General features: G+C 43.4%; 20 protein-coding genes. 3 read left to right on the top strand and 17 right to left on the bottom strand.

Translation table 11 applies throughout. The features are described from left to right. Positions 1-28: 28 nt before the first annotated feature. Positions 29-730 carry a purine-nucleoside phosphorylase gene (gene deoD, locus LJF29_RS04535; RefSeq protein WP_010334610.1) on the bottom strand — a complete coding sequence of 234 codons (702 nt, stop codon included), beginning with the start codon at positions 728-730 and terminating at the stop codon, positions 29-31. A gap of 202 nt (positions 731-932) precedes the next feature. Between deoD and LJF29_RS04530 the strand changes: the two genes are divergently transcribed. Beyond that, positions 933-1,058, top strand: coding sequence for a hypothetical protein (locus LJF29_RS04530; RefSeq protein ID WP_003241588.1), 126 nt, complete (start codon positions 933-935; stop codon positions 1,056-1,058). A 37-nt stretch (positions 1,059-1,095) separates the two neighbouring features. On the opposite strand, the gene yodL is transcribed toward LJF29_RS04530, so the two are convergent. The 3 genes from yodL to LJF29_RS04515 all read right to left on the bottom strand — a co-directional run bounded on the left by yodL (position 1,096) and on the right by LJF29_RS04515 (position 2,334). Beyond that, positions 1,096-1,410 carry a shape determination protein YodL gene (gene yodL, locus LJF29_RS04525; protein WP_229147208.1) on the bottom strand — a complete coding sequence of 105 codons (315 nt, stop codon included), beginning with the start codon at positions 1,408-1,410 and terminating at the stop codon, positions 1,096-1,098. 59 nt (positions 1,411-1,469) lie between these two features. Continuing rightward, complete coding sequence (locus tag LJF29_RS04520; protein WP_229147206.1) at positions 1,470-2,081, bottom strand: phosphatase PAP2 family protein; 612 nt, start codon at positions 2,079-2,081, stop codon at positions 1,470-1,472. Between the two features lie 76 nt (positions 2,082-2,157). After that, on the bottom strand, positions 2,158-2,334 hold the full coding sequence (locus LJF29_RS04515; RefSeq protein WP_010334612.1) for a YozD family protein: 177 nt from the start codon (positions 2,332-2,334) through the stop codon (positions 2,158-2,160). A 120-nt stretch (positions 2,335-2,454) separates the two neighbouring features. Between LJF29_RS04515 and LJF29_RS04510 the strand changes: the two genes are divergently transcribed. Beyond that, positions 2,455-2,598: a hypothetical protein gene (locus LJF29_RS04510; RefSeq protein WP_168748068.1), complete on the top strand. Its 144-nt coding sequence runs from the start codon at positions 2,455-2,457 to the stop codon at positions 2,596-2,598. Here the strand turns inward: LJF29_RS04510 and LJF29_RS04505 are convergent. The 13 genes from LJF29_RS04505 to cgeC form a co-directional block, all read right to left on the bottom strand. Further along, a complete protein-coding gene (locus tag LJF29_RS04505; RefSeq protein ID WP_010334614.1) occupies positions 2,595-3,275 on the bottom strand; it encodes a hypothetical protein in 681 nt (226 codons plus the stop codon). The two genes, LJF29_RS04510 and LJF29_RS04505, sit on opposite strands and share 4 nt — an antisense overlap. A 153-nt stretch (positions 3,276-3,428) precedes the next feature. Then, complete coding sequence (locus LJF29_RS04500; protein ID WP_229147204.1) at positions 3,429-3,653, bottom strand: YozE family protein; 225 nt, start codon at positions 3,651-3,653, stop codon at positions 3,429-3,431. Positions 3,654-3,739: 86 nt separating this feature from the next. Next, entirely contained in the window at positions 3,740-4,018 is a 279-nt protein-coding gene (locus LJF29_RS04495) for a YokU family protein (protein ID WP_229147203.1), read from the bottom strand. Continuing rightward, a complete protein-coding gene (gene ablA, locus LJF29_RS04490) occupies positions 4,015-5,430 on the bottom strand; it encodes a lysine 2,3-aminomutase (RefSeq protein WP_229147201.1) in 1,416 nt (471 codons plus the stop codon). The genes LJF29_RS04495 and ablA overlap by 4 nt, the downstream gene beginning before the upstream one ends. Positions 5,431-5,462: 32 nt before the next feature. Then, positions 5,463-6,290 (bottom strand): putative beta-lysine N-acetyltransferase, encoded by an 828-nt coding sequence (gene ablB, locus LJF29_RS04485; RefSeq protein ID WP_229147199.1) that lies wholly within the window; start codon positions 6,288-6,290, stop codon positions 5,463-5,465. Beyond that, positions 6,268-7,578, bottom strand: a complete 1,311-nt coding sequence (locus tag LJF29_RS04480; protein WP_229147198.1) for a peptidase — start codon at positions 7,576-7,578, stop codon at positions 6,268-6,270. Before LJF29_RS04480 ends, ablB begins: the two co-directional genes overlap by 23 nt. Positions 7,579-7,587: 9 nt before the next feature. Next, a complete protein-coding gene (locus LJF29_RS04475; RefSeq protein ID WP_229147191.1) occupies positions 7,588-8,241 on the bottom strand; it encodes a 3-oxoacid CoA-transferase subunit B in 654 nt (217 codons plus the stop codon). Continuing rightward, a complete protein-coding gene (locus tag LJF29_RS04470; RefSeq protein WP_168748075.1) occupies positions 8,226-8,915 on the bottom strand; it encodes a CoA transferase subunit A in 690 nt (229 codons plus the stop codon). Before LJF29_RS04470 ends, LJF29_RS04475 begins: the two co-directional genes overlap by 16 nt. Positions 8,916-8,933: 18 nt before the next feature. After that, entirely contained in the window at positions 8,934-10,256 is a 1,323-nt protein-coding gene (locus tag LJF29_RS04465) for an aspartate aminotransferase family protein (RefSeq protein ID WP_229147186.1), read from the bottom strand. 133 nt (positions 10,257-10,389) lie between these two features. After that, positions 10,390-10,506, bottom strand: a complete 117-nt coding sequence (locus LJF29_RS04460) for a YjcZ family sporulation protein (RefSeq protein ID WP_010334627.1) — start codon at positions 10,504-10,506, stop codon at positions 10,390-10,392. 79 nt (positions 10,507-10,585) lie between these two features. Next, positions 10,586-11,365: a GNAT family N-acetyltransferase gene (locus LJF29_RS04455; protein WP_229147184.1), complete on the bottom strand. Its 780-nt coding sequence runs from the start codon at positions 11,363-11,365 to the stop codon at positions 10,586-10,588. A 28-nt stretch (positions 11,366-11,393) separates the two neighbouring features. Further along, positions 11,394-12,674, bottom strand: a complete 1,281-nt coding sequence (locus tag LJF29_RS04450) for a glycosyltransferase family 2 protein (protein WP_229147182.1) — start codon at positions 12,672-12,674, stop codon at positions 11,394-11,396. Between the two features lie 65 nt (positions 12,675-12,739). Beyond that, entirely contained in the window at positions 12,740-13,045 is a 306-nt protein-coding gene (gene cgeC, locus LJF29_RS04445) for a spore maturation protein CgeC (protein ID WP_229147180.1), read from the bottom strand. Between the two features lie 208 nt (positions 13,046-13,253). Between cgeC and cgeA the strand changes: the two genes are divergently transcribed. After that, positions 13,254-13,655, top strand: coding sequence for a spore crust protein CgeA (cgeA, locus tag LJF29_RS04440; RefSeq protein WP_229147179.1), 402 nt, complete (start codon positions 13,254-13,256; stop codon positions 13,653-13,655). Positions 13,656-13,661: the final 6 nt, after the last annotated feature.

Below are 13,661 nucleotides of genomic sequence, written 5' to 3'. Positions count from 1 at the left end.
CGGCACCCAGCACGCCTCTTGGTTTATTTTATTGTGATACAGAATGTAAAGCTACTTCTATCATATCATGAAAAGTGGTTTGACGCTCTTCCGCCGTTGTTTCTTCTCCTGTTAATACGTGATCGCTCACCGTCAGGATCGACAGCGCTTTTCTTCCATGCTTCGCTGCCAATGTATACAAAGCGGTTGTTTCCATCTCTACGCCGAGCACACCGTAGTTGGCAAGCTTTTCAATTTGAGAATCGTCATTGTAGAACTGGTCAGCAGTAAATACACTGCCTACCGTCACCGGTACGCCTTTATCCTTAGCGGCGTCATAGGCATTTTTCAAAAGCTCGAAATCTGCGTTAGGCGCGAAATCGATACTTCCAAAAGCGACTCTGTTCATTTGTGAATCAGTGGAAGAAGTCATAGCCAAAATGACGTCGCGCACTTTGACATCTTTACGGATGGCGCCGCAAGAGCCTACTCTTATTAAATTTTGCACATCATAGCTTTGGATTAATTCATTGACGTAAATTGAAATGGACGGAACACCCATGCCCGTGCCCTGCACAGAGATTTTTTTGCCTTTATATGTACCTGTAAATCCATACATGCCTCTGACTTCATTATAGCATTCCACATTTTCAAGATACGTTTCAGCGATAAATTTTGCTCTGAGAGGGTCTCCCGGCAAAAGCACCGTATCTGCAATTTGTCCTTTTTCCGCACCGATATGTACACTCATCTCATATCCTCCTATAAACCAAAATTAACAAGCAGTCCGTTCATTTTACAACGGATGTCATGATGAGACAAACTTCAGCATTGATTATAAAGGAATGTTCCGAAAAAAGAAAATGATCCGGGGTATTTTTAGGCGCCTTAGAGAAAATCGGGATAATTGCGCCGCTGATATGAGAACCTAACGGCAAAAGGAGGGATGAAACATGGGTAAAAAACAGCGCAACCGAATTACCGGACAAAAAAAGAACAACCACATACCTGCTAAAGACGTTATCGCGGCTGAAGAGGCGCACGAAAAAGAGTATTCCGCGGCCAAACGAAAACCTTAAAAAACAGAAAACTGCGGATGTCCGCAGTTTTCTTTCGTTATGTTGTTTGCACAATCAGACGATTGATTTTCCTCCATCCGGCGGGAAGCAGTTTATAATATGTTTTCCCTTTTCTGCCTTCATCAATCAAAATCACATCCCCTGTGGCCATAAATCTCGCATCATAATCACTTGGAACCGTATCGAATACATTAAACAGAGAGAATACTCTTTTTAGCACGTCTTGATGATTGCTCCCGTTCAGTTCAGTTCGATAGACGGCTCTGTAGCCTTTTTTTTCACCAAACCGGGGTGTTTGAAATATTGTCACATCGTAAGAACAAGACTTCTTTTTAAACACGGATAACATCATCAAGATCCCTCCCTTTTATTTCTATAACATATTGGCGTTTCGCCCTCTTTTTCCTCTCTCTACTTTTGTCGAAACGAATGAAACTTTTCGTCAAAACCTTTCATGAGGAAAAACAGCAGCAGGCCGAGACTGAAGCCTCCTAAAACGTCAGTTAAAAAATGCACGCCAAGGTAGACTCTGCTGGCACCAACCAAAATAACCACAGTACCGGCGATTATGTATACCGCTTTTTTATGCTTTGACAAAAACGGGAGGTGTTTCACTAAAAAGTAGGCGATTACAGGATAAACACAAGCAGCGTTCATGGAGTGGCCGCTCGGAAAGCTGAAGGACGACTCATGAACGAGCGGTTCAAAGTCGGGCCTTGCCCGTTCGATCCACTCTTTTAATATTTTGTTTAATAGACGATCAGCACCGAATATGAAAAGCATTAAAAGACCGGCCCAGGTTCTTTTGTAAAAAAACAGCCCTGCCCCAATGACTACGATAAGAGGCAGTAAAAAGGAAGTAGCCCCAAGATGAGTCATCCAAATCATCACATCATTCAGCCAAGGCTGACGGATAGCTGCGGCTGCCTTACTGATCATTTCATCTGCTGATTGAACAGCATTTGTATGAATAACCGCGGCTAAAAAAAGAAAGAGAAGAAACAGACTGACTGGCTTGTACAAGATTTTCCCTCCTTTAGTTCTTAACATTCCTATCAGCCGAATAAAAAACCGGAGCTGGCCGCTCCGGTTTCAAGCCTTAACAATCTTCATCCAGCTCTTCATCTATCATACATTTTTCTATCAGATAATCAAAGGTAATATCGGCGATTTCAAACAGCTCATCTTCACTCGGTATGTAGCCCCGTCTTGCAAGCTCTCTGTAAAAAAATTCAGCGATTTCTTCCGTGTCAATCACAAGATCTATTTCTTTCATAACCGTACCGCCTCCTTTTTTATGTTTTATGAAAAAACGGGATGAATTATACCCGGTGTTCTAAACAATTCTTTTATTCATATACATTGAATAAAAAAACAAGCCATAGGAGGCTGACTTATGATCGCTAAAATGATGGAAGCACTGGACGGAGAAAGATTCGATAAGGTGATGGAAAAAACGCTCAGAGGTATGACGCATGTCATGATGTGGGGCTGTCTGCCTTATTTTTTATATGTCATCATCCGCTTGTTCACAAACTAACTGAAATGTTCTTTTAAGCTTTCCAGCACAAACATCATCATATCTTTATATTCTTCATCTTTAAACATTTCGTACAGAATTTTGTAGTCGTTGTAAATATCCAAAAGCTCATCAACAATTGATACAGCCAGGATGCGCAGGGTATCTTGATCTTCATCTTCGCCTTCAAACTGAAGAAGAGCAGACGGTACAATATCTTCACCGATCTCATGGGCAGTTTCTCCGACATAGTGGACAAACAAAAGCTGATGCACAAACTGGTCCATTTCATACTTTCTGAGAACCAGCGTGAGATCCTCTTCCTCCGTTTCAAGCCACTCTCCATCCTTTAAACGAGTTAGCTCATAAATAATATCTTCCCAGCCATCTTCCAAATACCTCCAAATTTCGGTTCTGTGGCCGATAATGCGAAAGAGTTCTTTTCCATAATCTTTTACATAAACGACATCTCCAATGAGGAATTCATATTCAATATCAAGTTTTTCCATATCGACAATGACGCCTTCATAATCTTTATATAATTGAATGGATGATTCAAAATATAAGACTTCATTGTGGTTTACTTCATAAAGATAGTGCTTATCGATTTGGTGTACTTTTGTGATTGTGCCGACTGTCCCATACATAATGACGACTACGATATCCCCTACTTGGAATTTCGGTTTATTTTGCTTCATGGTGTCTCCCCCTCGCCGCAACATTTCTGATACGCTATCGTATGCTGGGTTTCACCAATTCGCATGGGCATGAAAACCATAGGAAATATCCAATTATGGTATATGTATGTGCAGAAAAAAATCCGCAGTGGCTCTGCGGATTCAAACATGCGGTTATTTGCCGTGCACCTCGGCCTCGTATTTTTCCCAAGCTTCATCAAACGTCGCCATCGTGTCCAGATAATCAACATTCAGCTCCAAATAGGAGCTGATTTCGTGATAATCGGTTGATGTTTTTGGGAAGCCGTGATCCTCATACGCCTGATTGGCAAACTCGCTGATGCTGTCCTGCGGCTTAGGATGTCTGTATTTCAATAAATAGTGATAAAAGGATTTCATGGGTTTCCCCTCCTGGTGTCTGTCTTTTGTTGTTCTATTATACAGTGCAAGTGTAAAATTACAACAAAAGAATAACGAAACATCATTCAGGAGAAATCAAAATAGTTGCGTTTTAATATCCTTTCTGTTTCCATGAGCTGTTGATACGTCAGACTCTCAGGGAGTTTTTTTGTGTTGATTAAAAACAGCTGATCCTCAATATCCTTTATCGTCGAATCCTCTTGGTAGGCCATTCCGCAGGAAGAACAAATTATCGCGGGGGTGTTTGTCAGCTCTATGGCTCTTGTACCGTCAGGAAGCTCCCAATAAACTGTATTCGTACCAGGCAGCGCCTCAGGCTCGCCGCACCATTCGCATGACTTCATGAAGAATCTCCTCCGCTTTCTACCTCTTTTTCTTTTTTCTGCTGGGCTAAAAATTTCTTTTTCTTTAACTGGTCTCTTTTCTCCCGCCGGTCCTTTAATGTTTCATGCCCCGGATTCGCTGTATATGCTTCTCTCCTTTTGATTCTGACCACGTTATCCGGTGTAAAAGAAATCTCTTTGTCAGCAAAAATGGCACTCAGTCCAATTGGTTCTTTTTTGTCAGCGGTTTCAGGAAAAACAGACTCAAAATAGGCGTCAGCCTGGTTAGGGATATAATTTTCGGGTTCCGGATAAGAGGTAATGACTCCTTCAAAATTTCTCAAGATGATTTTGTCAGGGCTTTGCGACAACACGTAGTTTGGCTGCAGGGCGATTTTCCCCCCGCCGCCTGGTGCGTCAACGACAAAGGTAGGAACCGCGTAACCTGAAGTATGACCTCGCAGCCCTTCAATAATCTCCAGCCCTTTTGAAACTGGAGCTCTGAAATGTCCGATGCCTTCTGACAGATCACATTGATATATATAATAGGGACGGACTCTGATTTTCACCAAGTCATGCATAAGCTTTTTCATAATGGTTACCGAATCATTAATGCCTGCTAACACGACGGCCTGATTTCCGACCGGTACCCCTGCGTTCACCAGCTTTTCGCAAGCCTCAACGGATTCCTCCGTCATTTCGATGCTTGTGTTGAAATGGGTGTTCAGCCAGACCGGATGATATTTCTTTAAGATATCGCACAGTTGATCGGTGATTCGCTGAGGAAAAACGACAGGCGCTCTTGTACCGATTCTGATAATTTCCAGATGCGGAATACTGCGCAGCTCTTTTAAAATGTATTCTAAAATTTGATCATTGATCAGCAACCCGTCCCCGCCTGAAATCAGGCAGTCCCGGATCTCGGGTGTCTCCCGAATGTAGGCGATCGCGGCATCAAGCTGCTTTTTAGGGACACCCATTCCGATTTGACCGGAAAAACGCCTCCTTGTGCAGTAGCGGCAATACATGGAGCATTGGTTCGTGACAAGGAACAGGACTCGGTCGGGATAACGGTGTGTCAGGCCGGGTACCGGAGAGTCTTCATCCTCATGAAGCGGGTCTTCCTGGTCGTATTTTGTTTTGTGCATCTCTTCAGAGAGCGGCACAGACTGCATTCGTATCGGGCATCTCGGGTTGTCGGGATCCATTAAGGAAGCATAGTAGGGTGTGATATTCAAGGGGATCGTTTTGGTAGAAATTCTGACGCCTTCTTCTTCTTCTTCGGTCAGGTTAATCACTTTTTTCAAGTCATCTAAGGTTCTTACAGTATGGGTCAGCTGCCACAGCCAATCATTCCATTTTTCTTCCGGAACATCCTTCCATAGCTCTATCTCCTTCCAATGCCGTTTCGGTTTATACCATTTGTTTGTCAAATGAAATTCCTCCTCGTACATTTCTTTTTGACTTACAGGCGTTTGCACCAGATATTCATATTTTCGAGCCCTTCTCCTATATAACAATTATTGATCAGCCTTCCGCTATACTGATACCCGGAATGATACAGGACAGCATTCATTCCGAAAGACGCAGCGCGGGCGAGTGAAAATACTTGAAAGATATCTTGCTTTATCATTTCTTTTTCTAATACATCTATTAAAATACTAGTCAGCGAACGGCCCCGATAATCCGGAAGCACGGCGCAGTCTGTCATTTCGGCATGACCCAGCTCAGGATTGATATCTGCGCTTGCCGCGCCGATCAGACGGTCATCTTCAAGCATGACATAATAAAGCGTATGCTCATTCATTGTCTTTTCAATATAGGCAGGATCAAACACAGGAGCCGGATACGTGCGGAATACTTTTTTATACAGCATAGATAACTGATACATATCGTTTGTTTCTGCTTTTCTCATTGTAAAAGGAGACTTGATTTCGATTTGTGGCTGAGGCTTTGTTTTATATAATAGCTCTATCATTTCCTGTTCGGCTAAATAGGTATCTGTTTGTCTTCGTTTTTCTGTGAGATAACGGACCATGACGGAAGCGCGATGGCCGAGATAGTAGCCTTCGAGAAAGCCCTCTGGCGTAAACAATTGTTTAGCCAGCTCCGCCTCGTCATGCTGCTTGGTGTACACAATAATTTTTTCGGCACCCTCCTCTTCGGCCGCTGTCATAATATCAGTCAAGGCTTCTTGAATAGCGCCTTCATAACGAATGACTCTAATTCGTTTATTAAAACGGTCATTGTCTATGACAGCCGTGACACCGCTATTCTTTACCGTTTTGATCATCAGCATCCTCCCCGTCTGTATGAAGCCCGCACCAATCCATCACAAAAAGAGCTATAATTTTAGCTGATTCTAACATGGCTTCAACCTCGATATACTCGTTTGCCTGATGTGCCGTTTTCGTCTCTCCCGGTCCAAAAACGATAACAGGAGTATCTCCCGCATGATACAAAAGGCCGCCGTCTGTTCCCCAAGGCGACGCTTCGATGATCGGCTCTGTTTGTTTCATTTTTTGATAGGCTGATTGCAAGACTGATAGTAAAGGATGGTCATCAGGCAAATCATTCGGCAGCCATTGAGCCCCGAACCATTCCACTTGAATTGGATGACGTTTAAACCATTCATCATGGTATTGTAAATCTTTCAGCCAGTTTTCCAATTCAATTTTTACGGCTTCAGGCTTTTCATGAGGAGCAATTCCGCATCTTCCTTCTATGACGACGCGGTCTGCTACCGAGGACGGCCATGTTCCGCCTGAGATGGTGCCAATATTGATTGGAACCGGGATTGGAATATGATCATACAGCGGGTCAGAGATTCTTGCGTTGCGGACTTTTTCAAGCTCTTGAATGGCTGTAATGACATGCATGCTTTTTTCAATGGCGCTGACACCATCATAACGTGTGCCTCCGTGTGCCGCTAATCCTTTAACCGTGATCCGAAACCACATCGAGCCCTGCTGTTTAATGAAAAGCTTCATATTGGTCGGTTCCGGAATTAACGCCCCATCCGCACGATAGCCTCTCATAATGGCAGAAAGTGTTCCGGCGCCGCCGCACTCTTCATCTATAACACTCTGAAACAATACATCGCCTTTCAGTTTGACATCGCAGGCGTGCAGAGCTTCTAATGCAAATAGAAGGGCTGTATTGCCTCCCTTCATATCAGTGGAGCCGCGGCCGTAAATTTTACCATTTACTTCAGCAGCTTGAAACGGTTCATACTTCCACTCCTTCAAATTTCCTTCTGGCACAACATCGATATGCCCGTTTAATATCAGAGATCGTCCCCCGCCCTCTCCCGCTTTTTTAGCAACAATGTTCGGGCTCTCATGAAAGTCCGTCCTGTCTGATATAAAATAGGGATGCTGTTTTAATTGCTTTAGGCTCGGCTCCCACACATCAATGTCCATATGAAATTGCCGGAGCTTTTCAAGGACTACTGCCTGCGCGTTAAATTCCTTGCCGAGTGTGCTTTTTTCTCCAACCAGCCTTTTCAAAAGACGAATGGCTTTGGCTGAATTCTGATCTAGCCATTCAATTACTTTTCTTTCAATGTCCTGCATCATCACTCCCCCTTATTAAGAAAAAGGCATATCCACTATTATTTCAGCGTCGGTCAACCCGATCACCTCGTCAATTGTTGAGCCATTCATCAGTTCTTTTAAATTAAAATGATTCTGGCCAACTGTAAGAACTGCTTTTTCAGTAATGATCATATCTACACAGCCTGCTGCTGTTAACGGAAGGGTGCAGGCTTCTGTTAATTTGGGCCTCCCTTTTTGATCAGTGTGGCTCATGACGACAACCACTTTTTTCGCTTTTTGGGCGAGCTCCATCGCACCGCCCATGCCTGGCACCTTTTTACCGGGTACAAGCCAATTCGCAAGGTCTCCCGACTGGCTTACCTGCAGGGCGCCTAAAATCGTAATGTCAATCATGCCTCTTCTGATCATGGCAAAGGACATTGTTGTATCAAAGTAAGATGCTCCCTTTACAGCACGGACAGGGAATCCCGCAGCGTTGCATAAATTTTCATCCTCATTCCCTTTTTCGGGACTTTCGCCAATTCCGAGTACACCGTTTTCCGCCTGCAGCATAACCTGCATATCAGTCGGCAAAAAGTTCGGCACCAAGGAAGGGATGCCGATACCAAGATTCACGATCATGCCTGGCTTGATTTCAGAAGCAGCCCGTCTGGCGATCTGCTCTCTTTCTGTTACTCCCAAGCCCATTTCCACCTCACCCCTTCACTTCTCACAACCCCCTCAACAAAAACCCCGGGCGTTACAATCATTTCTTCTGCCATATTTCCCATCGGCACAATCGTCTCAGCCTCGGCAAAGGTTCTTTTGGCGGCCATTGCCATAAGCGGATTCATGTTGCGCGCTGTTTTGTCATACGTTAAGTTGCCGAATTCATCTGCAATGCAGGCATTGATGAAGGCAAAATCAGCCGTCAGCGCTTCTTCAACCAAGTATTGCTTCCCCGCTACAGACACAATCTCTTTTTTCTCACAAACCATTTGATTATCAATGCCGATATCGGTCAAAATGCCGCCAAGACCGGATCCACCGGCGCGAATCCGTTCTGCGAGCGTGCCCTGAGGCGAAAATCGAACCTCTAATGTGCCGTCTGTCATCTGTTTTCCGGCTACAGGATTTGAACCGATATGCGATGCAATCAGCGTCTTGACTCTCTTATTGACAATAAGCGGTCCAATCCCAATTCCCGGGAATCCGGCATCATTGCAAATGACAGTTAATTCTTTTACACCGCTGTCCAATATCGCTTCAATCAAAGAAGGCGGAGAGCCGACTCCACCGAAGCCGCCAAACATAAGGACCGACCCATCACACACGTCTGCAATTGCCGATTCAATGCTGATTGTTTTTTGAAATGGTGACATATTGATTTCAATCCCTTTTCAGTTTTTTTCAACTTCTGCAACTGTTTCCGAAAAAGTTGATATAAGCTCTTCCATCTCTTCGTCTGATATTGTGAATGGAGGAGCGATGATTACGGCATCTCCTTCCCCGCTGTCGATTCCAGCCTTGGCAGGATAGACAATGAGCCCGAGTTTTTTTGCTTCGCTGATGATACGCTGGGTCATCGACCGATCTTGCGGAAACACTCGCTTTGTCTTTTTATCAGCCACAAATTCAACGCCTAAAAGCAGTCCTTTGCCGCGGACATCCCCAATGATGCCGCTCCGATGCATCATCTCTTCCAGTTTCTTTTTCAGCTTGAAGCCCTTTTCTTCAGACTGCTTGATCAAGCCGTGTCTGATAACATAACGCAAAACCTCAAGAGCGGCTTTGGCTGAATAGGGATGAGCACTGTAGGTGTGACCGCTCATAATAACACCCGATCCTTGTTTGATCGTTCGGAGGATTGTATCAGATATAACTGCAGCTGCAATAGGCGCGTACCCGGCACCGAGTCCCTTTCCAAGCACAGCGATATCAGGAACGGTATGCCAATGCTCTGTCGCAAGCATCCTTCCAGTTCTCCCGAGCCCTGTCATCACTTCATCCGCAATAAACAGCACACCGTGTGAGCGGCACACCTCTTTCAATCTCTCATAATATCCAGAAGGAGGAGTAATCGCTGCTCCCGCGGCTCCAATAATAGGTTCTGCCACAAAACCCGCAATAAACTGACTTCCGATTCTTTTTATTGCGGTTTCCAGCTCCTCCGCGGCCGTTTGAACAAAATCTTTTTTTGCCTCTTGATTCAGCCGATATATATGCGGGGCTGAGAGAGCGGGATAACGCTCAAGCAAATGTGTGAACCGGTACCTTCGTTCATAAAATCCCGATAATGAAAGCGCTCCCAAAGTTATTCCGTGGTAACTGCTCCATCTTGAGAGAAAGATGGATTTCTGTGTCTGCTTTTTTTCCTGCCAATATTGAATGGCGATTTTCATTGCCGTTTCGATGGCTTCTGATCCGCTATTGACAAAAAAAGACCAATTCAAGTCTCCCGGCAGCTGCTCGGACAGTAAAGCAGCTAATTGCTCAGCCGGCTCACTCGTAAACTGCGAGCGGTAAGCAAAAGACACCTTATCAAGCTGTTCTTTCAGCTGCTCAGTTACTTCATCTACCCCGTGGCCGATATTGCATGTCACCGCACCAGATGAGCCGTCAAGATATTTTTTTCCGTTCTGATCATACACATATGTGCCCTTTGCATGACTGACAATCGGATATTCCGCACTAAGCTCTGGCTTAATTAAATAACTGCTCATGCTTCCACCTCAAAAACACCTTTTCTATATTGTATGAGTGTTTAAATAGCGGCATGACGTTCCCTATAAAACTTTTTCGCACAAAAAAAAGAGCCCTTCCGAATTCCGAAAGGCCCTTATGATATGTCATCATCTAGCAAATAAAAGCGGCTCCGACTATAATTAATAAAATGAACAAGACAACAATCAATACAAATGTATTTGTCCCGCAGCCAAATCCTCCGTAACCGTACCCCTGATATCCATGCATATTGTTTTTCATCCTTTCTTATCACGATATACGGCATTGTATGCGGGCCAAGTCCCAAACGGTCTGTGCAAATGCCCATCTATGTAAGGAAATAATGAAAAACAGTGTGCACCCGCTCATATTTTTGAAACTTGAGCTTTTCATAAAAATGAGTGACGCCGTCAGAATTTGAGGCCACTAAATAAGCATCGTCCATTCCTAAAGATTTGGCAATGGACAGCATCTCACCCACAAGAATACTGCCGTAGCCCCTTCTTTGAAACTGATCCAAAATCGCCACCTCTTCAATTTTAGCCGTTTTCTCTTGCGAATCAATAAAAAGTTCCCCGCAGCCAATCGGAATGTTCTGTGATGAATCGCTGTAACAAACGACAAGCAATATCGTACCCTCTTTGTAAAAAGGATATTTTCTCTCTAATTTTTGTTCTGCAATTGCCTCTCCTATATAAAGCGAGTCATAAATTTTCATGATAGAAGAACCGTCACTAAGACTCTTTGCCGTCCCCCATGCCGTGAAAGGATGTCCCGTCTGTCCCTTCCAGTCTCCAAGCTTCATGCTGTATAACAGCTCATCTTCAACCACAAAACCGCTTTTCACAAGCGACTGCTTCAAAACGAGCGGAAAAACATGCTGAGGAGACGCTTTTAAATGGATATAATTCGCATCAAGCAGCTTCGGTATGAACGGCAAAAAGTCCGGTATACGCTCCAATGGAAACGTATCATGAAGCTGTACAAAATTATGAGAAAAAATTTGCGGCAGATTGGGATCTTTATATACACTGTAATGATCAAACAACTTCGATTCAGACGTTAACGATAGATATTGATGCTCCGTTTTTGAAAAATATCCTGTCATGAATATCTCCTTTTTATGACCTATACATTTACTCGATTGCAATATTTAAATTCTTTATAATCTCATCGTACACCGGATAAAACGGCTTTCCAATTGGAAATTGTTGAATATTCCGGAAAGAAGCGGGTATTGGTTTCTGCTGTAAAAAGAATTTCCTCACCACTTGCTCGCTGATTGGATGAAAAACACCATGTAGAAATAGAAACCGCTCTCGTTCTATAAAATACAGCCTTCGTCCAGGCGGATTGGCGATTACCCCAGATCTCTCCCGCGTGATAGGCGGTCCTTCCGGCAGGCCCTCGAGCACTTCTTTTTCAATCGTCAAAATATCTTTTCTTTTAAATTGATAAAATTGAAAAGCATGCTGACTTTCTATCCGTCTTTTTTTTCCGGCGTCAATGTAAAATACTGCAGGCCGGTCAGCTTCTTTTACCAAAACATAATTCGGAATGTTTAAACATTTTCCCATATGATATTGAAATAAATACGGATCGGGGATAATAACAGTCCGATCTAGATACACTGAACTCCATCTCTCTCCCACAGGATGCCGTACACCTTGATCTAGAAAATACACATGTTGATCAGATCCTTTTACAAACGTGCCGTCAATCAAATCGGCGGGCAGAAACTGATAAGCGTTTTGAAAGGAATTCGGGGTCTTATACGTTGTATCTAATACTTCATTTATCGGCAGGAACGGGGCAAATGTGTTTACTCTTAGCCAAAAAATTGAGTCGCCGTGATTCCAATGCTTCATATCATCGTCCCAATAGCTTCCATATTTATTTTTGATTCGATCAAGCAGCAATCGGCGATGCATAACGGAGCAATGGTCGACTTGAAAAGCGGCCTGATCAAGCACCGTATTGGCATTTCTGTGAAAATAGGACATTTCCTCTCCTCTTTCGTTTACATGAACAACTTTTTGTTTGGAATAGACTGCCTGTGCTTCAGGATGACACAAAAATGTCTGCACCATACGGCTCAGCCGATTTGGATGATAAACGGTATCATCGGTGAGATAAGAAATATAGTCGCCGGTTGCATGCGGTAGTGCGTCATTAATTAGTGTGGCATAACGGGTTGTTTTTAATCGATTTTGAGGATGGACGAAGCTGTTTTTATAGTGAATGCGGTGGTCATAAAGGTACTTGTAAATCACCGCAGTCGTTTCCTCATTTGAATGGTCATCCATGACAAAAAGCTCCCAATTGCTATGAGTTTGATTGATGACACTCTCAATCGCCATTTGCAGATAATCAGGTTTGTTATAACTCGTTAAAATAATGGAAACTTTGTCCCCCATCTCTCCAAGCCTCCTATTGTCACACATGAAAACGGCTCCGCAGCAAGCAGAGCCTCTGTCATCATTTAAAAAGAACCCCAGCTTACAATACTTGAGAGGGCAACATTTGATCTCGTTTGATTTAACGGGTTCTGAAAAATAACCAAATCACTCAGGACTTCTTTAACGATAACATTTTGAAGCGTATCTCCATTGATCAGATTAACTGTTGAAACTGGCACACCAAGCTCTTTAGCAAATACAAGCTGGCGTCTGAGATCAGATGGATTTCCGTCTGAAGCTGTTTGACGTATAAGCAGAATCAGTAAAAGCAGAATCAAATGCAAATCGTCTTCATTTTCTTCTCGGTTCACTTTGTTTTCTAACTCCAAACAATCCCTCTCCTTTATCCTTATGCTCTGTTTCACAATATGAACATGCTGTCAATTGCGGTATAGGCATTGTCCATCCATAGAAAAAAATCAGCATTTTGCTTAAATATATGAAAAATAGATCCGGTACGGCATTCGACTCATACCAATTGCCAATCAAAAGAATATGATTAAACGTGAGTTCAATAATTTATAGGAGGTGTGTGTGTTGAGCAGTGAAAATGCGCAGTTAAAAAAGGATATTATTAAAAGCCTTTTAAGCCCTTTATTTACAAATGCAACAGAAGGAGGAGAAAACATGGATAATAACCTTAAAGAATTACTTGAAGCCGCTATTGATAATAAAGTGGACGAAAGCGAAACGGTTACTGCCGAATCTGTTTTAGATCCTTCCCTGCCTGCAAGATGGATTTTTGCAAGAATTACACCTGGCACTACCATCAGCATTGTGACAGATTCCGGTGACATGATCGGACCGGTTGTCTTTGTTGCTTTTGATCAAGTTCACGGCATCGTATTTGTCACACAGGAAAGCTCTGTAACTCCGCCAGGTCAAGCGACAACATTGATTGATGTAGATAAAGTAGAAAGCGTTACATTCTTCTCATAGCCTCTG

Origin of the sequence: Bacillus sp. LBG-1-113, assembly GCF_020708615.1 — a bacterium.
Lineage (GTDB): Bacteria > Bacillota > Bacilli > Bacillales > Bacillaceae > Bacillus > Bacillus mojavensis.
This window is presented reverse-complemented; position numbering and strand designations above follow the sequence as displayed.

Excerpts from the sequence above, each read along its gene's own strand:
- deoD (WP_010334610.1), bottom strand. The coding sequence starts at position 730 with ATGAGTGTACATATCGGTGCGGAAAAAGGACAAATTGCAGATACGGTG.
- LJF29_RS04530 (WP_003241588.1), top strand. The coding sequence starts at position 933 with ATGGGTAAAAAACAGCGCAACCGAATTACCGGACAAAAAAAGAACAAC.
- yodL (WP_229147208.1), bottom strand. The coding sequence starts at position 1,410 with ATGATGTTATCCGTGTTTAAAAAGAAGTCTTGTTCTTACGATGTGACA.
- LJF29_RS04515 (WP_010334612.1), bottom strand. The coding sequence starts at position 2,334 with ATGAAAGAAATAGATCTTGTGATTGACACGGAAGAAATCGCTGAATTT.
- LJF29_RS04510 (WP_168748068.1), top strand. The coding sequence starts at position 2,455 with ATGATCGCTAAAATGATGGAAGCACTGGACGGAGAAAGATTCGATAAG.
- LJF29_RS04505 (WP_010334614.1), bottom strand. The coding sequence starts at position 3,275 with ATGAAGCAAAATAAACCGAAATTCCAAGTAGGGGATATCGTAGTCGTC.
- LJF29_RS04500 (WP_229147204.1), bottom strand. The coding sequence starts at position 3,653 with ATGAAATCCTTTTATCACTATTTATTGAAATACAGACATCCTAAGCCG.
- LJF29_RS04495 (WP_229147203.1), bottom strand. The coding sequence starts at position 4,018 with ATGAAGTCATGCGAATGGTGCGGCGAGCCTGAGGCGCTGCCTGGTACG.
- ablB (WP_229147199.1), bottom strand. The coding sequence starts at position 6,290 with ATGATCAAAACGGTAAAGAATAGCGGTGTCACGGCTGTCATAGACAAT.
- LJF29_RS04475 (WP_229147191.1), bottom strand. The coding sequence starts at position 8,241 with ATGGGCTTGGGAGTAACAGAAAGAGAGCAGATCGCCAGACGGGCTGCT.
- LJF29_RS04470 (WP_168748075.1), bottom strand. The coding sequence starts at position 8,915 with ATGTCACCATTTCAAAAAACAATCAGCATTGAATCGGCAATTGCAGAC.
- LJF29_RS04465 (WP_229147186.1), bottom strand. The coding sequence starts at position 10,256 with ATGAGCAGTTATTTAATTAAGCCAGAGCTTAGTGCGGAATATCCGATT.
- LJF29_RS04460 (WP_010334627.1), bottom strand. The coding sequence starts at position 10,506 with ATGCATGGATATCAGGGGTACGGTTACGGAGGATTTGGCTGCGGGACA.
- LJF29_RS04455 (WP_229147184.1), bottom strand. The coding sequence starts at position 11,365 with ATGACAGGATATTTTTCAAAAACGGAGCATCAATATCTATCGTTAACG.
- LJF29_RS04450 (WP_229147182.1), bottom strand. The coding sequence starts at position 12,674 with ATGGGGGACAAAGTTTCCATTATTTTAACGAGTTATAACAAACCTGAT.